Origin of the sequence: Amycolatopsis sp. M39, assembly GCF_001651785.1 — a bacterium.
In the GTDB taxonomy this organism is placed as follows: Bacteria; Actinomycetota; Actinomycetes; order Mycobacteriales; family Pseudonocardiaceae; genus Amycolatopsis; species Amycolatopsis rubida.
The window spans coordinates 498,760-519,940 of sequence record NZ_LWSF01000004.1; the positions used below are offsets into that span (position 1 = coordinate 498,760).

Here is a 21,181-nt window from a genome sequence, read left to right on the forward strand (position 1 = left end):
TCCTCATTTCAGCGAGCCGGGAACGTTTCAGCTTCCCGGGGCGTTGAGACCAGTGTCCAGCCAAGCCGGCTGGGCCCGCGGACACGGGATTCCACAGGCCCCGTCCCGCAGGCGCCGGCGAGACACGTTCAGCCCGTGACCGGGGAGGCAGAATGTCAGTCCAGACTCTCGAACGCGAAGCGCGCGGGATTCGCGAGCGCGGGATTCCAGCACAGCAGACCGAGGAGCGGGTGANAGCGGGTGAGCGTGGGGGCGCTCACCGACGCCGACCTCGACGCCCAGAGCCCCGCCGCCGACCTGGTGCGCGTGTACCTGAACGGCATCGGCAAGACCGCGCTGCTCACCGCGGCCGACGAGGTCGAGCTGGCGAAGCGGATCGAAGCCGGGGTCTTCGCCCAGCACATGCTCGACACCGTCGAGAACCTCACGCCGCAGCGCCGCAAGGAGCTGCGCGCGCTGATCCGCGACGGCCACGTCGCGAAGAACCACCTGCTGGAGGCCAACCTCCGGCTCGTGGTGTCGCTCGCGAAGCGCTACACCGGACGGGGCATGCCGCTGCTCGACCTGATCCAGGAGGGGAACCTGGGCCTGATCCGCGCGGTGGAGAAGTTCGACTACTCCAAGGGGTTCAAGTTCTCCACGTACGCCACGTGGTGGATCCGCCAGGCCATCACCCGCGGCATGGCGGACCAGGGCCGCACGATCCGGCTGCCGGTGCACCTGGTCGAGCAGGTGAACAAGCTGGCCCGGATCCGCCGCGACCTGCACCAGCAGCTGGGCCGCGACGCGACGCACGAGGAACTGAGCTCCGAATCGGGCATTCCGGTGCACAAGATCTCGGACCTGCTCGACCAGTCGCGCGACCCGGTGAGCCTCGACATGCCGGTGGGCACCGAGGAGGACGCCCCGCTGGGCGACTTCATCGAGGACTCGGAGGCGACCGACGCGGAGAGCGCCGTGATCTCCGGCCTGCTGCAGGACGACCTTCGCCGGGTCCTCGCGACGCTGGACGACCGCGAACAGCACGTCATCCGGCTGCGCTACGGCCTCGACGACGGCCAGCCGCGCACGCTCGACCAGATCGGCAAGCACTTCGGCCTGTCGCGCGAGCGCGTGCGGCAGATCGAGCGCGAGGTCATGGCGAAGCTGCGCCAGGGCGAGCGGGCCGACCGGCTGCGGGCCTACGCCAGCTGAGTTTCTTCCCTCTCCGGGGCCGGGGTTCGGGGCCCGGGTTTCCGGGGAGGGCGGAGAAGCCGGTCAGCGGGCTGATTCGGGCTGGTGCGCGGACTGACCGGGCGTGGGGTCCGGTGAGCGGGTCGCGGCAAGCACGCGGACAGGCAGGCCAGGGTTTTCCGCAGGCACCGGGTGGGGCCCGGTCAGGCGGGACGGAGACCCTCGGCCAAAGATTGTTTCGGTGGGCAGCGGTTCGCGCCGCTGGTTGCGCAGAACCCCCGGTTCGGCTTTCGGACCGGGGGTTTTGTCGTGCCCGGCCCCGGATTTCCCCCGTCCGCCGCCCCGGTGACGGCGGCGTCGTTTCGAACCGCGGGTTTCGTCGTATCCGGCCCGGATTTCGCCGTCTGCCGCCCCAACGGCAGCGTCGATCGGCTCTCGAACCGGGAGTCTCATCGCAGCCAGCCCCGACCTCCCCAGTCCGCCGCCCCCGACTGCGGCATTGTTCGACTCTCGAACCGGGAGCCTCATCGCGGCCAGCCCCGACCTTCCCAACAGCAGCGTCGTTCGACTCTCGAACCGGGAGCCTCATCGCGGCCAGCCCCGACCTCCCCAGTCCGCCGCCCCGACTGCAGCGTCGATCGGCCCCCGAACCGCGGGGTGCGTCCTGGCTAGCCCCGGCCTCCGCCGCCTCCCGCCCTGAAGACTGCGGGGTCGATCGGTTTTCGAACCGGGAGTGTCGCCGCGGCCAGCCCCCGATTTCCGCCGTCTCCCGCCCCGCAAACGGCCGAGTCGAATTGCCGACAAATCACCCCATCAACACCACCAGCCTCACCAGCCCCTTGAGCCCCATGAGCCACTTCAGCCCCTTCCGAACGCACAGTCCTCCCACTGTGCCGTGATTTATCCCCTTTATCCCATTTTGACTGACACTCACCGCAATCCCGTCACCACTCCGCGCACCCGATCGTGGAATTCGCGTTTGGCCGTTCTGGGCAGTGGGTAGCAAGCGTTCACGACCTCCGCTGTGCGGCGTCCGGTCAACGCGCCGGCGGGGGTCCCGTTAGTCACGCGGGGCGGATGTGTGCGCATCCGGTCCGCTTTCCCCGGGAGGTCGGGTCCGTCGGGGTGGGCCCGGCCTCCCGACTATGCCTGCCCGAAAACCCGCGGAGTGCGCTATCCCACAGCGTCCCCGCGCCCGTGCGACCGGGCGGAACGCGCTGAGTACCGTGAGCCAATCCCGATCAGGGCAAAGGAGCCTCGCTGTGCCGCCCACCACGTTCCAGCACACCGAAGTCCTGCCGCTCGGCAAGGACACCACCACCGAATACCGGCTGGTCACCGCCGACGGCGTCGAGACCGTCGAAGCCGCCGGGCGGAAGTTTCTGAAGGTCGATCCGGAGGCGCTGACGACGCTCGCGCGCACGGCGATCACCGACATCCAGCACCTGTTGCGCACGTCGCACTTGCAGCAGCTGCGCGCGATCGTCGACGACCCCGAAGCCAGCGGCAACGACCGGTTCGTCGCGATGGACCTGCTCCGCAACGCGGCCATCTCGGCAGGCGGCGTGCTGCCGATGTGCCAGGACACCGGCACCGCGATCGTCATCGGCAAGCGCACCGAGGGCGTGCTGTCCGGCGGCGACGACGAGCGCGCGCTGTCGCAGGGCATTTTCGACGCTTACCAGCAGTTGAACCTGCGTTACTCGCAGATGGCCCCGATCAACTTCTGGGAAGAGCGCAACACCGGCACGAACCTGCCCGCGCAGGTCGAGCTGTACCACAAAGACACGGAAGCGACGGATCCGTCCTACGAGTTCCTGTTCATGGCCAAGGGCGGTGGCAGCGCGAACAAAACGTTCCTGTACCAGGAAACCAAGGCAGTCCTGAACCCGAAGCGGCTCGCCCGGTTCCTGGACGAGAAGCTGCGCGGCCTGGGCACCGCCGCGTGCCCGCCCTACCACCTGGCGATCGTGGTCGGCGGCATGTCGGCCGAGTTCAACCTCAAGGTCGCGAAGCTGGCCTCCGCGCGCTACCTGGACAACCTGCCCGCCGAGGGTTCCGAGCTGGGCCACGCGTTCCGCGACCGCGACCTCGAGCAGCAGGTGCTGGAGATGACGCGCCAGTTCGGCATCGGCGCGCAGTTCGGCGGCAAGTACTTCTGCCACGACGTCCGGGTGATCCGCCTGCCCCGGCACGGCGCGAGCTGCCCGGTCGGCGTCGCGGTGTCCTGCTCGGCCGACCGCCAGGCGAAGGCGAAGATCACCAGCGAGGGCGTGTTCATCGAACAACTCGAACGCGACCCGGCCCGCTTCCTGCCGGACGTCACCGAGGAAGACCTGTCCGACGAGGTCGTGTCGGTCGATCTGAACCAGCCGATGGACCGGATCCGCGCACAGCTGGCGCAACTGCCGGTGAAGACGCGCCTGTCGCTGACCGGCCCGCTGGTCGTGGCGCGCGACATCGCCCACGCCAAGATCGCCGAACGCCTCGACGCGGGCGAGGAGATGCCGCAGTATCTCCGCGACCACCCGGTCTACTACGCGGGCCCGGCGAAGACCCCCGACGGCTACGCGTCCGGCTCGTTCGGCCCGACGACCGCGGGCCGGATGGACTCCTACGTCGCCCAGTTCCAGGCAGCGGGCGGTTCGCTGGTCATGCTGGCGAAGGGCAACCGCTCGAAGCAGGTCACCGCCGCCTGCGAGCAACACGGCGGCTTCTACCTGGGCTCGATCGGCGGCCCGGCCGCACGGCTGGCGAAGGACTGCATCAAGAAGGTCGACGTGCTCGAGTACGCCGAACTCGGCATGGAAGCAGTCTGGAAAATCGAGGTCGAAGAGTTCCCCGCGTTCATCGTCATCGACGACAAGGGCAACGACTTCTTCTCCGAAACCAGCGAACCGGTCCTGCAGATCAGCTTCCGCTGACCCCCGGCGACGCCGAGGTCATCCGGGAAACATCCCGCCCAACCGGGCGAGAGTCTTCTCGATGGCCTCGGCGTTGCGCTTCGGAAAACCGAGCAACCGAATCGCCAGCGGCGACCGAGCAGTCGACCAGTCAAAGGTCTCGGTGACTTCGGTCCGTCCGTCCTCCGTCGGCTCAAGCAGCCAGCGCCACCGATGCCCGGAGAAGTGCCGCCAGGCGATCAGCCGATTCTCCTCGAACTCGACCACGGTGTTCTGAATCCGGTACGGCGCGCCCATCCGCATCTCCATGCCGAACCGCGCCCCCAACGACAACCGCGCCGGCGCCGATCCGCGACTGGCCCGCACCGTGCCCGACCCGTCAATGAGCGGATGCTGCGCCGGATCGGCCAGCAACGCGAAAATCCGTTCCGGCGGCGCGGCGACGAGAGCACTGCGCGAAACCTGGCGAGTTCCCATACCGCAACCCTAGGGCCGCACAGCTCGCACGGCCATCGACGCACCCCTCGACAACCCCCGCAAGTCCACTGTGGACTCCCCCGCCAGGAAGTCCGTGAGGGGAACCCTGCGGGAATCTGATTCCCGCAGGGTTCCCCTCACTCGCCTCCCACGCCCGTGAAGGGCCCCTTCACGGACTCAGATTCCTCAAGGAGCCACCCCGCCCACCGCCGCGATGCGGCATTCGGTGCGCCGCATGCACCCAACGCCACATCGCAGCACTACACCGCCACCCGCGAACCCCACCGCAACCACCCACCCCAGCCGCGCGCACCCGCCCCCACACCGCAGCCAACGCACCCGCCCACCCAGGCAGCCGCACTCCCCCCACCCCGATACGAAGCCACAAACACGGCGCGGGGGTGCTTGTCCAGGCATCTTTCCCGCCTGGACAAGCACCCCCGCGCCGTAGTCACACTCACCTTTCGGGGTGCCCACACAACCACTCAACCCGCAATGTCGCCGCCAGGCGACGAGCCGGACGACCCCCCGACGAAGCCGTCCGACCCCACCGTCACCAAGGGAACATCACCGAGGCGGAGACTGCTTCAAAACCACAGTCCTCTCGCCCAACGGCGCCCCCAACGGCACCGAAATCACCGGATGCCGCAAATCCATAGTGCACATTTGCCCGGTCTGCGCCTTGGTCTCGCTCAAATCCACCACGACCCGCTGGGCCGTCTGCTCAACAGCCGCGCCGAGCGCATGCCCGCACCCCCCTTCCTCAGCCCGCACCACGAGCACCTTCCCTCCGCTGTCCGAATAAACCTCCTTGGGGAACGTCTTGGGCAGCGCGGCCCCGTCCACCCGGTTGTCCGGAACCCGAGCCGCCCCTTGCGGCGGGTTGAACTGGGGTTTGCCCGGCGACGGCACCGAGGGCGAGGCGCTGCCGCTCGGCGGCGCAGTCTCGGTCCCGGACGCTGGTGCGTTCGCCATGCTCGTCGGACTGCCGCACGCGGCCGCCATCGTGAGCACCAGTGCCGCGCCTGCCAGTCGTGTCGTTCCGATCAGCTTCGTCGAGTACCTCATGACTCCTGGACGGACCGACCGTCCCGGCGGGTTGCATCCGATCTTCACGGACCGGGCTTCAGCACCAATTCGCGCCCGCCCAGTGGCGCGGCGAGCCGCACCGGCAAGGAAATCTCCCGCACATGCATCGGGCACATCTGCCCGTGCGGCGCCTTGGTGATCGTCACCAGCACGGCAACCTGAGTCGCCGTCTGCTCCCCCGCCTTCGCGCTGAGCTTGTCGCACCCGCCTTCCTCGGCCTGGATCACCACGACCGAGCCGCCCTCCGCGAGCGTGACGTCGTGCGGATATCCAGCCGGAAGGGCCGAAGCGTTGATCTGCCCGGCCGCGGGCGCAGTGTCCCCCGGCGGCACGCCCTGCGTCGGACGGCTCTTCGGCGGCGCTGAAACCGGCGGCGGCGAGACCGGCGGCGAAGAAGGCGGCGGCGAGGACACCGGCACCGAGCCCGAAGGCGGCCCCGAGGAAACCGGCGCAGCCACGGTTCCGTTGCCCCCGCACGCCGCGACCGTCAGCAGCAGCGCGCTCGCTCCCACGATTTTCCCTGTAGTCCGCATGCATCGCGGACGGACTCGCGGCCCGGAAGGTTGCATCCGGGCGGGAAACTATTTCACCGGGCCGAAGCCTTCCCCCGCACCAGCCCCAGCAGCACCACCCCGGCCAGCGTCACCACCAGCAACAGCACCGTGCTCGCCGACGCGAGAAACACCTGTCCCCGGTCAGTGAGGGAGAAAATGGTCGCCGGAAGCGTCCGCCAGTCCGGCGGGTACAGCATCATCGTCGCGCCCAGTTCGCCCATCGACATCGCCAGCGCCAAACCGGCCGAAGCCGACATCGCGGGCAGCAGCACCGGCAACCGCACTCGCAGCAACACTCGCAACGGATGCGCGCCGAGACTCGCCGCGGCCTGCGCGAGCAGCGGGTCAACGCGTTGCAGCGCAGCCGAAACCGTGCTGTACGCGAAGGGCAGCAGGATCATCAAGTGTCCGGCCAGGACGATCCAGCGCGTGCCGTTGAACGCCACCGGCGGACGGCTGAACGCCACCAGCAACGCCAGCCCCAGCACCACCGACGGCACCGCGATCGGCAGGTGGAACAGCGAATCCGCGATCCGGCGCAGCCGCGGCGGCGCGTGGTCGACGGCCAGCGCGGCCCAGGTTCCGATGAGCACCGAGACCAGCGACGTGAGCACCCCGGTCTGCACGCTCACCGACAAGCTCGCGAACGTCTCGCCGGACAGCGCCTCGGCATAATGCGCACCGGTGAGCCCGCTGGGCAGCACGCCGGTCCAGCTCCCGGCGAGCGACGCCAGCACGATCATCACCAGCGGCGCGGCCACCACCCCGAGGAAAACCACGCCGAACACCAGCCACACCAGCAACCGGCTACGCCGCGTCCACAGCAGCACGACGTCCTCCTCTCCCGACCACCCGCCGGTAGACCGCGTAGAGCACCAGCGACAGCACCACGTTCACCACCGCGACCACGGACGCGGCCGGGAAGTCGAACGTGACGATTCCCTTGCCGTACACCAGCATCGGCAACGTCGAGACGCCCTTGGCGCCGAGGAACAGCACAATGCCGAACTCGTTCATCGTCAACAGCAGCACCAGACACGCACCGGACGCGAGCGACGGCAGCGCTTCCGGCAGCACAACGCGCCACAGCACCCGACCCGGCCGCGCGCCGAGACTCGCCGCCACGTCCAGCTGCGCCGAGGGAACCTGGCTGAACGCAGCAAGAGCGGGTCGCATCACGAACGGCGTGTAGAAGGTGATCTCGGCGAGCAGCACACCCCACGGCGAGTAGAGGAACCCAGCGGTACCGAAGACTCCCGCGCCGCCGTAGAGGAAGGTGAAGGCCAGTGCGATCAGGAACGACGGGAACGCCAGCACCGTGTCCACGAGCCGGGCCAGCAGCGTCGCCCCGGGAAACGGGACGAACGCGACAACCAGTGCGAGAAACCCGCCGAGCAGCACGCAGCCGACCGTGGCGGCCAAGGCCAGCAACACCGTCTGCCACACCGCGCGGCCGAATTCCGGCGACGACAGCACTTGCGTCCACACCGAAAGCCCGAAACCGCCGTCCTGTGCGGTGAACGACTGGAGGATCACCAGCACCAGCGGATAGCCGAAGAATCCGGCGACCACGATCGCGGGCGGGAGCAGCCAGCCGATCCGGTACCGGCGCGGCCGCGTGCTTCGGCGCGCCGGGGCGACCGCGGCAGTACCGAGCGCGAGGCCGGTCATCCCTCCACCTCCACCAGCGGGCAACCGTCCGGAATGGACACCCCGACGCGGTCGCCGACCGCGGGCAGCACCGGGCTGTCCGGCACCTCGGCGCGGATGTCGCACACCTCGTCGGCAAGCCGCAGGTCGAGCCGGTATCCGGAACCGCGCCACTGCACACCGCGCACCAGCGCCGGGAAGGTGCCCGGCCCGGGTTCGCCGACCGAAATCCGGTGCGGCCGCACCCCGAGCGCCACCGGCCGCTCCGGCTGGAGCGTGCCGGACGGTTCGGCGGACAGCTCACGCCCGGCCAGCCGGACCGTCGCGACGGTCCCGTCCGCGCGCACCAGTTCGACCGGGATCAGGTTCGCCGCGCCGAGGAAGCTCGCGGTGAACCCGATCGACGGACGGCGGTAAAGCTGTTCGCACGGGCCGAGTTCGACCAGCCGGGAGGCGCGCAGCACCGCGATCCGGTCGGCGAGCGCGAGAGCTTCGCTCTGGTCGTGGGTGACGTAGATCAGGGTCGTGTCCGGCAATTCGGCCCGCAGCCGCAGCAATTCCGCGACCATGTCCTCGCGCAGTGCGGCGTCCAATGCCGACAGTGGCTCGTCCAGCAGCAGCACGTTGGGCCGGACAGCGAGCGCCCGCGCCAACGCGACCCGCTGCTGCTGCCCGCCGGACAGCTCACGGGGATAACGACGCGCGTACTCGCTCATCCCGACCAGTTCCAGCACCTCGGCGACACGTTTCGTCACGTCCGCCCGGCGCATCTTCCGCGCCTTCAGTCCAAACGCGACATTGTCGGCGACGCGCTGGTGCGGGAACAGCGCGTAGCTCTGCACGACCACACCGAGACCGCGCCGATGCGGCGGCAGGTCGGTGACATCCTTGCCGTCGAGCAGCACCCGTCCGGCGCTCGGCCGCAGGAACCCGGCGAGCGCCTTGAGTGCGGTCGACTTGCCGGATCCGGACGGTCCCAGCAGCGCGAGCGTTTCACCGCGCGCTACCGAAAGGTCCAGCGGGGCAAGCGCTTGCGTCGCTCCGAAGTGGACGGACACGCCGCGGAACTCTACTGCCGGAGTCACTGTCCGGTGGCCTTCCGGTACGCGGCGAGGTCGGCGTCGAGGCGGCCGAGCACCGAGTTCCAGTCCGGGACCCAAATGTCCACTCCGGACATCGCGGCGGTGATCTTCTCCGCCTTCGCGCCCTGCGGTTTGACGTCGGAACGAGCCGGGATGCCGTACGCGTCGCTGGCCTTCGCCTGGGTTTCCGGCGAGAACAGGAAATCGAGCAGCTTGCGCGCGTTGTCCGCGTGCGGCGCGTTGCCGACCAGACCGGCGAAGTACGGCAGTGCGAAAGTGGACCGCTTGCCCTGCGCGTCGGCTGGGAAGAACACCGAGAACCCGCCGCTCTTGTCGATCTCGGCGAGGTTCATCTGCAGGTCCCCGTTCGCGACGAGGATCTCGCCCTTCGCGACCTTCGGCTGCAGCTTGCCGGTGGACGACGACGGCCCGACGTTGTTCGCCTGCAGCTTGCCGAGGTATTCGAGCGCGCCTTGGTCGCCGAACACGTGCTGGGCCTGCAGCAGCACCGCGGTGCCGTCGCCCGCCTCGCCCGGCGTCGAGTACTGGAGCTTGCCCCGATACTTCGCGTCGAGCAGGTCGTTCCAGGTCTTCGGGGCGGGATTCGCCTGCTGCGGGTTGCAGATGAAGCTGAGGTAGTTGTTCATCAGCGCGTAGTAGCGGCCCCGCGGGTCCTTCTGCGCGGCCGGAACCTGGTCGGCGCCCTTCGGCGCAGATGCCGCGAGCAGGCCTTCCTTCGCCGCCTGCTGGACGAACGGCGGAAGCGTCACGAGGACATCGGCCTGGGTGTTGGCCTTTTCCTTGCCCACGCGCGAAACGACCTCGGCCGAACCGGCGGTGACGGCCTGGACGGTGATCCCGGTCTGCTGCTTGAACTCGGCGAACCGGGCGTTGTACCAGTCTTCCAGCCCGTCCGCGGTGTACACGGTGACGGTCTGGTCGCCGGACGCGCCGCCCGCCGTGCCGCCGCACGCGGACAGCAGGCCGGCGAGGGCAGCGACGAGAGCGACGACGGCCGCTTTCCGGATTCTCATGACTGGGTGGCTCCTTCGAGATCGAGCACGGCGGGGAGGGCGGAGACGGAGTCGAGAACGTGGGTGGCGCGCGCGGCTTCCAGCTCGCCGCGGTCGCTGGCGCCGGTGAGCACTCCGGCGACGATTCCGGCGCCGGCGGCGAGGCCAGTCCGGACATCAGCGGGGGTGTCGCCGACGACCGCGATCGTGCGGACGTCGGTGACCTGCAGTTTCAGCGCCGCAGCGAGGACAAGGTCGGGGTAGGGACGGCCGCGCACGCCGTCGCCCGGAGCGAGCGCGAGGTCGGCGAGGTCGTGCCAGCCGAGCGCGTCCAGCAGCGCGCGCTGAGTCGTGGGTGCGAAGCCGGTGGTGAACGCGACCCGGACACCCTGCTCGCGCAGGCCGCGGATGGTTTCCTCGGCGCCGGGGATCGGCTTGCACTCCCCGGCCTCGGCCAGCCGTCCGTACGAGCCCTCGAATCCGGCGTTCGCGCGCTGGGCGAGGTCCTCGTCGCCGAGCAGCGCACGGAACACGGTGATCTTCGACTGGCCCATGGTCTCCCGGACGTAGTCGAGCATTCCGGCGTATCGTTCGTCCTCTTCGGACACTCCGGCGGCGGCGATCGCGGCGGTGAATGCGCGTTCGACCAGTCCGTCGTCCGCGACGGTGGTTCCGGCCATGTCGAGCACGACGAGTTCGGTGGTCACCAGTCCAGCTCCTTCGCGGTGTCTTCGGCGATTGCGGGCGAGCAGGTCATTCCCCGGCCGCCAGGGCCGGTGACGAGGAAAGCGTTGCCGGACAGGCGTTCCCGGTGCACCACTGCGGCCTGGTCGGTTGCCTGCGCGTACACGCCGGCCCAGCGGCGGCGAATCGCCGGCAGCGGCCGCCCGAGCAACTCGCCCGCTACTTCGGCGAGGTGTTCGTACGGATCTTCGGTGACGTCGAAGGAAAACGGCTGCGCATACTCGTGCGTGTCGCCGATGGTGAGCGAGCCGTCGCGACGCTGCACCATCAGCAGCTGCATCGCGTTCCGTGCGGCGGCTTCGCCCTGCGGCTGGCCTTCGTTCATCGCGTCGAGCGCGGCGCCGCGGTAGGCCGGGTAGTACCGGAAGCTGTCGCCGTCCGCGACGCTGGTGGGCAGCGGTTCGTCGAGCGGTTCGGTCTGCGCCATCTGCAACCGGACCCGCCGCACCGGGATCTCGCCCGCGATCTCGCGGACCAGCCCGCCGAGCCACGCACCGGTGCAGAACACCACGACGTCGCCTTCGTGCCGCTCGCCGTGATCGTCCACGACGCCGTTTTCCGTCAGGTTCCGCACCTCGCGGCCCGGCAGCCAGCGGTAACGCGCGCTCGCTTCGAGTGCTTCACGGAGCGCAGGCTGCGCGGTCCGCGGTTCGACCGCCGCGTCCCGCTCGCACCACAACGCACCGGTGAAGTTGCCGCGCAGAGCGGGGTTCAGCGCCCGAGCCTCCTTCGTGTCGAGGAGTTTGAAGCCGCGCTCCGCCGCCTCCGGTCCGGCGACGACCTCCTGCGCGACGGCCAGTTCGGCATCGGTGCGGACGACCGTCAGCGAGCCGTTGGGCCGGAAACCCAGCGCGGGCACGCGTTCGCCGATCCGCTCCCACAGCTCCCGGGCGCGCACCGCCGTCTCCAGCTCCGGGCCGGCGGCGCGGCCGCCGACCCAGACCAGCCCGAAGTTGCGGACGGACGCCCCGCGCGCCTCCGGCTCGCGTTCGAGCTGGAGGACTTCGTGGCCGCGTTCCACGGCCTGCCAGGCGTGCTGGGTGCCGAGCACGCCGCCGCCAACGATGAGGATTCGCACGGCCGCAACAGTCGCCGCCCACGCTCAACGGAGCCTGTCGGCACGGGGAACGCCAGGTGAAGCAGCCTCGAATATTGGACCAGATGAGTTACTGTTCCGTTATCTTCACAGCCGCCCGACGGCGACGAACACGCAAACCGCCAGGATCACGACATTCGCCGCGACGTTGCGGTACTCCGCCGGGCGGCGCTCAGTGACCGCCAGCCGCCAGTGCCCCGCCATCGCGCCGGCCATCACCACTGCCAGGCCGGCCGCCGCCCACCCGGTGAGCACCGGGGCGATCCCGGTCAGCCGGGGCAGGATCAGGCCGAGCACCGCGACGAGTTCGCAGATCGCGGCGAAGCGCACGACCGGCATCGGATACGCCGCCACCCCGGTTTGCCCCGTCTTGAGCAGCCGCTCCCGCGACATCGCCGACTTCACCGCGCCGGACAGGGCGAAGAGCAAGGCCAGCGCCACCTGGGCGGTCCACAGTGCGATTTCCATGGTGGTCCCTCCGTTCGATGCTGAGGGAACGAACCAGCCGCACCGGATGTGACAGCTACTCGACGCGGCTCAGTCGCGTGACGAAACTTAGCCGGTCCCCGCGGTACAGCGACCGGACCCGCTCGAACGGCTCACCGTCCGGACCCCACGACACGCGGTGCATCAGCAGCATCGGCAGCGCCGGGTTCGTGCCGATGAGCAGCGCCTCACGGGGTGTCGCGAGCACGGTCTCCACGCGTTCCTCGGCCCCGTCGAAGACCACGCCCAGTTCGTCGCGCAGGTACGCGTACAGCGACTGCTCCGGGTCGAAATCCTCCGGCAGCGCGGGGAACTTGTCGGCGCGGAGGAAGGTCGATTCGAGGCCGACGCGCTCGTCGTCGGCGAGCAGGACGCGTTCCAGGTGGATCACCTCGGCGGCCGGTTCGATCCGCAGGTCGGCGGCCAATCCGGTGCCCGCGGCGCGGCGTTCGAGCGTGATGAGCGTGCGGCCGGGCCGGATGCCTTGGCGGCGCAGGCCTTCGGTGTAGCTGACGAGCGCGAGCGGCTGGACCAGCTTCGGCGCGGCGACGTACGTGCCGCTCCCCTGCCGTCGCGAGAGCCTGCCTTCGAGAACCAGCTCGCCCACTGCTTGCCGCACCGTCGCGCGGGATACCTCGAACCGTTCGCACAGTTCGCGTTCCGTGGGCAGCGCGCTCCCTTCGCCCAATTCGGCGATGACGGCCAGCAGTTCGACTTTGACCGCGTAGTAGCGCGGCACACGGCCGTGATCCGGGATGCCGTCGCGGACCGGTCCGTCGGCGGACAGGCGGGACAGCGGCGAAGACGTGGGCACGAGACCCGAGCCTATGCCAGACGCGCGGCGCGTGGTTCGCTGTCTCGCGAACTGACCCCACGGGAGGATCCCGCAATGCCTTTGGCCCGCCGGTTAGGCCTCGCCGACGCCGTATTCATCGGCCTCGGTTCGATGATCGGCGCAGGCGTTTTCGCCGCGTTCGCCCCGGCCGCGCGTGCCGCGGGTTCGGGATTGCTGCCCGCGCTCGCCGTGGCCGCGTTAGTCGCTTACTGCAACGCGGCTTCTTCCGCCCGGCTCGCCGCGCTGTATCCGGAATCCGGTGGCACCTATGTGTACGGACGCGCTCGCCTGGGTGAATTTTGGGGATACCTAGCGGGTTGGGGTTTCGTCGCCGGTAAAACGGCGAGTTGTGCGGCCATGACGCTGACCGTCGTCGCTTACGCCGCACCCGGGCTTGGCCAGCCTTGGCGGAGCCTGCTCGCGGTGGGCGTGATCGGTTTGGTCACCGGCGTGAATTACCTCGGCGTGCACCGGTCCGCTTTGGCTACTCGGGTGATCGTTTGTCTCACGCTCGTGGTGCTCGTCTTGGTCGCGGTTTCCGGGTTCTCCGGCACGCACGTTTCCCCGTGGACGCCATTTCACGGCGGTGGCGTGCTCGAAGCCGCCGGACTGTTGTTCTTCGCCTTCGCCGGTTACGCCCGGCTGGCCACGCTGGGCGAGGAAGTCCGCGACCCGGCCCGCACGATTCCGCGGGCCATTCCGCTCGCTTTGGGACTGACGCTCGTGGTGTACGCCGTGGTAGCGGTGGTGCTGCTGGTGACATTGGGGCCAGAGGGGGTCGGCGCGAGTTCGGACCCGCTTGCTTCGGCCGTGCCGTGGCTGTCGCCAGTGGTTCGGGTCGGTGCCGTGGTGGCCGCTTCGGGATCTTTGCTGGCCTTGGTGCTGGGCGTTTCGCGGACGACGCTCGCGATGGCGCGGGACGGGCATCTGCCGCGGTTCCTGGCCGCGGTCCATCCTCGGTTCTCGGTGCCGCACCGGGCCGAGCTGACGGTGGGCGTGGTGGTCGCGGTACTGGCGACGACGACGGATTTGCGTGGTGCGATTGGGTTTTCTTCCTTCGCGGTGCTGGCTTATTACGCCGTGGCGAACGCTTCCGCGTTGACCCTGCGCAGGGACGAAGGAGCCGCGCCGAAGGTGGTCGCGGCTGGCGGGTTGGCGGGGTGTGCGGTGCTGGCGTTCAGTTTGCCGGTCGCCTCGGTGCTCAGCGGGTGTTTGGCGCTGGGGCTGGGCGTCGTCGCGTACTTGGTGCGCGGCCGAAGGGTCGTGCGCTGAGTTTTCGCTTTCCGGCGGGGGATTCCGGCCTGCTCGCCGCGCGCGGTGCGCGAAAGTCCCCCTCGCTCCGCCTCCGCCCGGTTACTCCAATAAGCACACATCCCCAGGTCAAGGCCGCTTTTTATCGTCGCCCCCGCGCCGGAATCCGCCGGATCCGGTGAAGGATCCGAAAGATCCGAAGAAAGTTGGTTGTCCACTTACCGCCGCTCTGGTGTAGTCGGTTCGTCACCGCACGACACCTCCCCGCCCCGGGAGCGGAAGCTCCACAGTGGACACCGGAAGGACCATCCCCTTGGCCGACAAGCGAAACTTCAGCATGCTCACGCGAGTACTGGCGGGCGCGGCAGCACTCGCGGCCGCCGCCGGATTCGCGACGCCCGCCGTGGCGTCGACGCCGCCGTCGCCGGGCGCGGAGCCTCAGGTCGTCGGCGGGACTCGCGCCAGCCAAGGGGAATTCCCGTGGATGGTCCGGCTTTCGATGGGCTGCGGCGGCGCGCTGTACACCGACCAGATCGTGCTGACCGCCGCGCACTGCGTCGACCGCACCGGAGCGGACTCGTCGATCACCGCGACGTTCGGCGTGGTCGATCTGCAGGACTCGAGCGCGAAGAAGGTCCGCTCGACCTACGTCTACCGCTCCCCGACCTACGACTCCACCGGCGGCGACTGGGCGCTGATCAAGCTGGCGAGCCCGGTGAGCGGCATCCCGGCCCTGCCGATCGCGAAGAACGCCGACAACAACTCCGGCACGTTCACCATCGCCGGCTGGGGCGCGGCCCAGGAAGGCGGCGCGCAGCAGCGCTACCTGCTGAAGGCCGAGGTCCCCTTCGTGGACGATTCGACGTGTCAGTCCCAGGGCGGCGACTACGCCGACCTGAAGCCGGACGCCGAACTGTGCGCGGGCAAGCTCGACACCGGCGGCGTCGACACCTGCCAGGGCGACTCCGGCGGCCCGATGTTCCGCCGGGACGGAGCGGGCGAATGGATCCAGGTGGGCATCGTCAGCTGGGGCGACGGCTGCGCCCGCGCCCACGCTCCCGGCGTGTACACCGAGGTGAGCACGTTCGCCTCCGACATCGCCGCCGCGGCCGGGAAGATCTGACCCCTGCGTGACGCAGCCGGGTGCGGGACTCCGCTGGGGTTCCGCACCCGGTTTGTGCGGCGTTGTGCCGGGCGCCTCGCAGAAGTCGCGGAAGGAGAGCTGCGGCGTTTTCCGGGCGCGCCGCACCAGGAAAGCTACGGCGCTCTCCGGGCGCAACACACCAGGAAAGCCGCAGCGTGCTCCGGGCGCAGCACACCAGGAAAGCNCACCAGGAAAGCCGCAGCGTGCTCCGGGCGCAGCACACCAGGAAAGCCGCAGCGTGCTCCGGGCGCAGCACACCAGGAAAGCTACGGCACCTCCCGGACGCAGCGCGCCAGGAGGGCACTGAGGCGGGTCTCGGCTGGGCCCGCGTTCGGATGCTCGCGGGTGCGGCTCGCGAACCTCCCCCTGGGACGAAGCCCGCGATGCCGCGCTGGCAACTCGCCCGGAGTCGCCGTGTTCCGCTCCTCCACCGTGCCGGAATGCGGCAAGCGCCGATCGACCCGGGAGCCCGCCAGCAGAAGCCGCGAGACCTAACCCGCGGGAAGCCCGACCCCACGCTCCTCCAGCACCCCGCGCAGCTCGGCGAGCACCGCGATGACCGCCGCGGCCCGGGCCTCCCCCACCACCGAGCCGATCAGCACGTCGAGCTGTTCCCGGAACGTCTGCTCCATCGCCTCGGTCAGCTCCCGCCCGGCGGGGGTCAGCTCGACGAGCGACGACCGCCGGTCCTCCGGGTTCGGCACCCGGCGCACCCAGCCGCGTGCTTCGAGCCGGTCGACGCCCTTGCTGGTCGCCCCGATCCCGACGGCGAAATTCACCGCGAGGTCCGCGACCCGCGACTGCGGATGCCGTCCCAGGTACTGCAGGAACTCGAACTGCGCCGCGCCGATGCCGTGCCCGGCCTTGAGTCCCTCCGTCAGCGCGTTGTAGATCCGGGTCTCGCAGCGCACGAGATGGTCGAAGAGCTCCTCGTTCGCCGAAGTACCTTCCATGGCATATAGTCTAGCATTATATGCCTAGGAATATACTTCCACGGAATCCTGAGGAGAGCAGATGAGCAGGGAACAGCGCCGCGCGATCGCCGGGAAGCTGCGGAACGCGCCGGAACAGCCCGAAGCGGCTTCGATCGACCAGATGCGAGCCGGGTTCGCCGCGTTCATGAGCCAGTGCCCCGTGCCTGCCGGGCATCGGGAAACTCCGGCCACGCTCGCCGGGAGACCGGCCGTCCTCGTCGAACCGACAGGCACGCCGCGGCCGGGCACGATCCTGTACTTCCACGGCGGGTCGTTCTCGCTGGGCTCACCGCGGACCGCGATGGGACTGACCGCGAATCTGGTCCTGCGCACGGGAATCCGCGCGCTCTCGCTGGACTACCGGCTCGCACCCGAGCACCCGTTCCCCGCCGGGATCGAAGACTGTCTCGCCGCCTACCGCAGCCTCTTGGCAGACAACGACCCGTCCTCGATCGTCTTCGCCGGCGACTCCGCGGGCGGCGGTCTCTCCGTCACCACCACCCTCGCCGCGCGCGACGCGGGGCTGCCGATGCCCGCCGGGATCGTCGCGTTCTCGCCGGGGCTCGACCACACGCGTTCCGGAGCGTCCCTGGTGACGAAGGAGGAGGCCGACCCCTTCTTCACCCGGGAAAGCATGGGCGAGACCGGCGAGCTGTACCTGGCGGGCGCGGACCCGGCCCAGCCGCTCCTCGCCCCGGCGGTCCACGCCGACCTGACCGGCTTCCCGCCCGTCCTGCTGCAGGTCGGCACGAACGAGGTCCTGCTGGACGACTCGGTCCGGCTGGCGGAACGCGCCCGCGAGGCGGACGTCGACGTGATCCTCGACATCACCGCCGACGTCCCGCACGTGTTCCACGCCTTCACCGACACTCTCGACGAAGCGGGACAAGCCCTCGACCGGGCCGCCCTCTTCATCAAGCAGCGCCTCGCCTGAAGCTCAGCGGATCTTGTCCAGCCGGGAGAGCGTCTCGTCGAATCCCCGCACCAGATCCGCCAGCACCTCGGCCACCGGGCGGACCCGGTCCATCCGGCCGACGATCTGGCCCACCGGCATCGACACCACCGACGGGTCCGCCGCGGCGTGGATCCGGTTGTGCGCGTGGGAAACCAGCAGGTTCTGCAACGGCATCGGCAACGGTTCCGGCGCACCCGGCGCCGCCCAGGCCTCCGTCCAGCGGGTCTTCAGCAGGCGGGCGGGCTTGCCCGTGTAGATCCGCGTCCGGACGGTGTCCGCGGAGGTCGCCGCGACCAGTGCGTTCTGCATCGCCTCCGATTCGGGCATCGTCTGGAGGTACTCCTGGGTCGCGAGCCAGTACGAGCCCATCCACGCGCCCGACGCGCCAAGGGCCAGTGCGGCGGCGACCTGGCGGCCGGAGCCGATTCCTCCGGCCGCCAGGACCGGGGCGCGGTCGCCGACCGCGTCCACGATCTCCGGGACCAGCACCATGGTCGCGATCTCGCCGGTGTGGCCGCCTGCCTCGTGTCCTTGTGCGACAACGAGATCCACGCCGTTGTCGACGTGCCGCACGGCGTGCGAGCCCTTTCCCGCGAGGGCCGCCACCGGGACGCCCGCCTCGTGGGCGCGGGTGATCACGTCGACCGGGGGCGAGCCCAGTGCGTTGGCGATCAGGCTGATCCGGTGCTTCAGCGCGACGTCCACATGGGACCGGGCGACGGAGTGCAGCCAGCCCAGAACCCCGGCGCGTTCGCCGGTGTCGTCAGGCAGCGGCGGGACCGCGAGATCCTTCAGCACTTTGTCGACGAATTCCCGGTGCCCCGGCGGGATCAGCTCGTTCAGGTCGGTCTGGGTGCCTTCGGACGGGATCTTCGCCGGCATCACGATGTCGACGCCGTAAGGCTTTCCGCCGGTGTTTTCGTCCATCCAGGACAGCACCGCGTCGAGTTCCGCGGCGTCGTTGAACCGGACGCAGCCCAGCACGCCCATGCCGCCCGCGCGGCTGATCGCGGCCGCGACGTGTTCCGACGGGGTGAATCCGAAGATCGGCACCTCGATGCCGAACCGGTCGCACAACGATGTGCGCATGCGCCCTCCTAGGCGGGTTCGTGTTCGGCGGCGTACCGCTGGGCCCACGGATAATCCGGCTTCCCGCTCGGCGAACGGCCGATTTCCTCGGCCAGCCACACCGTCCGCGGCACCTTGTACCCGGCGACCTCAGTCCGCACGTGCGCTTCCAGCGCGGCCAGATCCGGCCGCACGCCGGGACGCGGCTGGACGACGGCGGCCACGCGCTGGCCGAGCCGGTCGTCCGGGATGCCGATGACCAGTGCGTCGAAAACGTCCGGGTGCGATTTCAGCGCGCCCTCGACTTCTTCCGGATACACCTTTTCGCCGCCGGTGTTCACGCACTGCGATCCCCGGCCCAGCAACGTGACCGTGCCGTCTTCCTCGTAGCGCGCGTAGTCGCCCGGCACGACGTAGCGGACGCCGTCCACTTCGGTGAAGATCGTGCGGGTTTTCTCCGGGTCGCCGTAATAGCCGAGCGGGACGTGGCCGCGGCGGCCGATCAGCCCGATCGCGCCGGGTTTCGGTTCGACGAGCTTCCCGTCGTCGTCGAGCAGGATCGCGTCCTTGCCGAAGTTCACCCGGGGCCCGGCGGAATGGTCGGAATCCTTGCCCACCATGCCGATTCCGGTGAACCCGCTCTCCGAGGAACCGATCGCGTCGGTGATCACGACGTTCGGCAGCATCTCCAGGAATTCCTGTTTCACCGAATGCGAGAACAGCGCCGCGTGGCTCGACACCGCGACCAGCGACGACGCGTCGTAATCGCCGGAGCGATAGGCCTCCACGAGCGGCCGCGCCATCGCGTCGCCGACGATCGTCAGCACCTGCACCTTGTGTTCCTGCACCGCACGCCACACGTCGTGCGCGTCGAACTGCGGGACGAACACCACCGGACTGCCGGTGAACAGCGCACCGAACGCGGCCCACTGCGCGGCCCCGTGGATCAGCGGCGCGGCGGGCAGCCGCACGAGCGAACCGGATTTGCCCTGCTCGCTGAGCGTCCATTCGTCCGGCACGTACTCGCCGGTGACGAAGTTGATGCCGCCGCCCAGCGCGCGCCAGATGTCCTCGTGCCGCCAGAGCACGCCCTTGGGGTAACCGGTGGTGCCGCCGGTGTAGAGGATGTACAGGTCGTCGGCGCTGCGCTCGCCGAAGTCGCGTTCGTCCGACTCGCCCTCAAGCGCCGACTCGTACTCGACGCCCGTCTCGTACGGCGTGTCCGAACCGTCCTCGACGACTACAACGTGTTTCAGTTTTGGCGTTTCCGGCAGCACCGCCGCCACCCGGTCGGAGTAGCGCCGCTCGTGCACCAGCGCCACCAGGTCGGCATTGGTGAACAGATAGCGGAGTTCTCCGTGGACGTAGCGGTAGTTCACGTTCACCGCGATCGCGCGCAGTTTGTACGCGGCGAACATGACTTCCAGTGCCTCGATGGAGTTCCGGGAATAGACACCGATGTGGGAACCGGGTCCCACGCCGTGCGCGGCCAGGTGGTGGGCCAGCTTGTTCGCGCGTTTCTCCAGCTGCGCGAAGCTGACCTGGCGTCCGCCGCACACGACCGCGACGCGTTCCGGCACGGCGTCGACGGCGTGCTCGAGTAGATCCGCGATGTTGAGTGCCACGCACCCAAAGTAGAACATGTTATCGTTCTGGGCAATGACCCCGGCCAGCTGAGAAGGAGGCCCCGGTGGCCGAACCCCACGCACTCGTCAGCCTCGAAGGCCGCACCCTCGTGGTGACGATGAACCGCCCGGAAGCCCGCAACGCCCTCACCGGCGAAATGCTTTCGATCATGGTCGAGGCCTGGGACCGGGTGGATTCCGACGACCAGGTGCGCAGCTGCGTCCTCACCGGCGCCGGCGGCGCGTTCTGCGCGGGCGCGGACCTGAAATCCATGTCCCGCAACGCCCCCGGCAAGTCGTTCTCGAACGGTTCCTTCGACCCGAGCCGCATCGAGGGCCTGCTGAAGGGCCGTCGCCTCACCAAACCGCTCATCGCCGCCGTCGAAGGCCCCGCCATCGCGGGCGGCACGGAAATCCTGCAGGGCACGGACATCCGGGTGGCCGCGGAGAGCGCGAAATTCGGCGTCTCCGAACCCCGCTGGGGCCTGTTCCCGATGGGCGGCTCGGCCGTGCGGCTGCCCAGGCAGATCCCGTACACCGTCGCCGCCGACCTCCTCCTCACCGGCAGGCACATCACCGCCGCGGAGGCACGCGACATCGGCCTGGTGGGCCACGTCGTCCCCGACGGTCAAGCGCTGGCTCGCGCGCTGGAACTCGCTGAACTGATCAACGACAACGGCCCGCTCGCGATACGCGCGATCCTCAAGACCATCCGCGACACCGAGGCCATGCACGAGGAAGAAGCCTTCAAACTGGACGCCAAGTACGGCATCGAAGTCTTCGCCTCAGCCGACGCGAAGGAAGGCCCGAAAGCCTTCACCGAAAAGCGCAAACCCCACTTCCAAGCCCGCTGACCGACGTATGTGAGGGGAACCCTGCGGGAATCCGATTCCCGCAGGGTTCCCCTCACTGGCATTCAGTGCGTCACACGCACCCAACGCCACACTGGGGCGCTAAACCGCCACCCGCGAACCCCACCGCAACCACCCACCCACACCGTGCACCCCCACCACCAACCGCGGCCAACGCACCCGGCCCATCAAGGCACCCACACCCCCACCA

The 21,181-nt window shown here is 69.4% G+C and carries 20 protein-coding genes; 6 read left to right on the forward strand and 14 right to left on the reverse strand.

Going from position 1 to position 21,181, the window contains the following annotated elements; translation table 11 throughout:
* Window positions 1-240: 240 nt before the first annotated feature.
* The gene (locus A4R44_RS12900; RefSeq protein ID WP_198545264.1) at window positions 241-1,194 is read left to right on the forward strand and encodes a sigma-70 family RNA polymerase sigma factor; all 954 of its coding nucleotides are present in this window, start codon (window positions 241-243) and stop codon (window positions 1,192-1,194) included.
* Window positions 1,195-2,435: 1,241 nt separating this feature from the next.
* On the forward strand, window positions 2,436-4,097 hold the full coding sequence (locus tag A4R44_RS12905) for a fumarate hydratase (protein ID WP_067579542.1): 1,662 nt from the start codon (window positions 2,436-2,438) through the stop codon (window positions 4,095-4,097).
* Between the two features lie 18 nt (window positions 4,098-4,115).
* On the opposite strand, the gene A4R44_RS12910 is transcribed toward A4R44_RS12905, so the two are convergent.
* From A4R44_RS12910 to A4R44_RS12960, 11 genes are all read right to left on the reverse strand, one after another.
* On the reverse strand, window positions 4,116-4,553 hold the full coding sequence (locus A4R44_RS12910; RefSeq protein WP_067579545.1) for an SRPBCC family protein: 438 nt from the start codon (window positions 4,551-4,553) through the stop codon (window positions 4,116-4,118).
* Between the two features lie 567 nt (window positions 4,554-5,120).
* Window positions 5,121-5,621 carry a hypothetical protein gene (locus tag A4R44_RS12915; protein WP_232791583.1) on the reverse strand — a complete coding sequence of 167 codons (501 nt, stop codon included), beginning with the start codon at window positions 5,619-5,621 and terminating at the stop codon, window positions 5,121-5,123.
* Window positions 5,622-5,665: 44 nt separating this feature from the next.
* Window positions 5,666-6,154 carry a hypothetical protein gene (locus tag A4R44_RS12920; protein ID WP_093574425.1) on the reverse strand — a complete coding sequence of 163 codons (489 nt, stop codon included), beginning with the start codon at window positions 6,152-6,154 and terminating at the stop codon, window positions 5,666-5,668.
* A 74-nt stretch (window positions 6,155-6,228) separates the two neighbouring features.
* A complete protein-coding gene (locus tag A4R44_RS12925) occupies window positions 6,229-7,026 on the reverse strand; it encodes an ABC transporter permease (protein ID WP_067579550.1) in 798 nt (265 codons plus the stop codon).
* Window positions 7,004-7,867 (reverse strand): 2-aminoethylphosphonate ABC transporter permease subunit, encoded by an 864-nt coding sequence (locus tag A4R44_RS12930; RefSeq protein WP_067579552.1) that lies wholly within the window; start codon window positions 7,865-7,867, stop codon window positions 7,004-7,006. Before A4R44_RS12930 ends, A4R44_RS12925 begins: the two co-directional genes overlap by 23 nt.
* Window positions 7,864-8,904, reverse strand: coding sequence for an ABC transporter ATP-binding protein (locus A4R44_RS12935; RefSeq protein WP_232791584.1), 1,041 nt, complete (start codon window positions 8,902-8,904; stop codon window positions 7,864-7,866). Before A4R44_RS12935 ends, A4R44_RS12930 begins: the two co-directional genes overlap by 4 nt.
* 23 nt (window positions 8,905-8,927) lie before the next feature.
* On the reverse strand, window positions 8,928-9,962 hold the full coding sequence (locus A4R44_RS12940) for a 2-aminoethylphosphonate ABC transporter substrate-binding protein (protein WP_067579557.1): 1,035 nt from the start codon (window positions 9,960-9,962) through the stop codon (window positions 8,928-8,930).
* Window positions 9,959-10,651 carry a phosphonatase-like hydrolase gene (locus tag A4R44_RS12945; protein ID WP_095213337.1) on the reverse strand — a complete coding sequence of 231 codons (693 nt, stop codon included), beginning with the start codon at window positions 10,649-10,651 and terminating at the stop codon, window positions 9,959-9,961. The genes A4R44_RS12940 and A4R44_RS12945 overlap by 4 nt, the downstream gene beginning before the upstream one ends.
* Window positions 10,645-11,763, reverse strand: coding sequence for a TIGR03364 family FAD-dependent oxidoreductase (locus A4R44_RS12950; RefSeq protein WP_067579558.1), 1,119 nt, complete (start codon window positions 11,761-11,763; stop codon window positions 10,645-10,647). The genes A4R44_RS12945 and A4R44_RS12950 overlap by 7 nt, the downstream gene beginning before the upstream one ends.
* A 105-nt stretch (window positions 11,764-11,868) precedes the next feature.
* Window positions 11,869-12,249: a DoxX family protein gene (locus A4R44_RS12955; protein WP_067579559.1), complete on the reverse strand. Its 381-nt coding sequence runs from the start codon at window positions 12,247-12,249 to the stop codon at window positions 11,869-11,871.
* 55 nt (window positions 12,250-12,304) lie between these two features.
* Window positions 12,305-13,081: a GntR family transcriptional regulator gene (locus A4R44_RS12960; protein WP_067579562.1), complete on the reverse strand. Its 777-nt coding sequence runs from the start codon at window positions 13,079-13,081 to the stop codon at window positions 12,305-12,307.
* A 75-nt stretch (window positions 13,082-13,156) separates the two neighbouring features.
* Here A4R44_RS12960 and A4R44_RS12965 point away from each other — a divergent pair, with 75 nt between their 5' ends.
* A complete protein-coding gene (locus A4R44_RS12965) occupies window positions 13,157-14,374 on the forward strand; it encodes an APC family permease (RefSeq protein WP_067579564.1) in 1,218 nt (405 codons plus the stop codon).
* Between the two features lie 292 nt (window positions 14,375-14,666).
* Complete coding sequence (locus A4R44_RS12970) at window positions 14,667-15,476, forward strand: serine protease (RefSeq protein ID WP_067579567.1); 810 nt, start codon at window positions 14,667-14,669, stop codon at window positions 15,474-15,476.
* 512 nt (window positions 15,477-15,988) lie between these two features.
* Here A4R44_RS12970 and A4R44_RS12975 read toward each other — a convergent pair.
* The gene (locus tag A4R44_RS12975; RefSeq protein WP_067579569.1) at window positions 15,989-16,450 is read right to left on the reverse strand and encodes a MarR family winged helix-turn-helix transcriptional regulator; all 462 of its coding nucleotides are present in this window, start codon (window positions 16,448-16,450) and stop codon (window positions 15,989-15,991) included.
* A gap of 61 nt (window positions 16,451-16,511) precedes the next feature.
* On the opposite strand from A4R44_RS12975, the gene A4R44_RS12980 reads away from it, so the two are divergent.
* Window positions 16,512-17,405: an alpha/beta hydrolase gene (locus A4R44_RS12980; protein ID WP_067579571.1), complete on the forward strand. Its 894-nt coding sequence runs from the start codon at window positions 16,512-16,514 to the stop codon at window positions 17,403-17,405.
* Between the two features lie 3 nt (window positions 17,406-17,408).
* Here the strand turns inward: A4R44_RS12980 and A4R44_RS12985 are convergent, their stop codons facing one another.
* Window positions 17,409-18,515, reverse strand: a complete 1,107-nt coding sequence (locus A4R44_RS12985; protein WP_067579573.1) for a nitronate monooxygenase family protein — start codon at window positions 18,513-18,515, stop codon at window positions 17,409-17,411.
* Between the two features lie 8 nt (window positions 18,516-18,523).
* Window positions 18,524-20,119: an acyl-CoA synthetase gene (locus A4R44_RS12990; RefSeq protein WP_198545265.1), complete on the reverse strand. Its 1,596-nt coding sequence runs from the start codon at window positions 20,117-20,119 to the stop codon at window positions 18,524-18,526.
* A 65-nt stretch (window positions 20,120-20,184) separates the two neighbouring features.
* Here A4R44_RS12990 and A4R44_RS12995 point away from each other — a divergent pair, with 65 nt between their 5' ends.
* Window positions 20,185-20,973 (forward strand): crotonase/enoyl-CoA hydratase family protein, encoded by a 789-nt coding sequence (locus tag A4R44_RS12995; RefSeq protein WP_067579577.1) that lies wholly within the window; start codon window positions 20,185-20,187, stop codon window positions 20,971-20,973.
* Window positions 20,974-21,181: the final 208 nt, after the last annotated feature.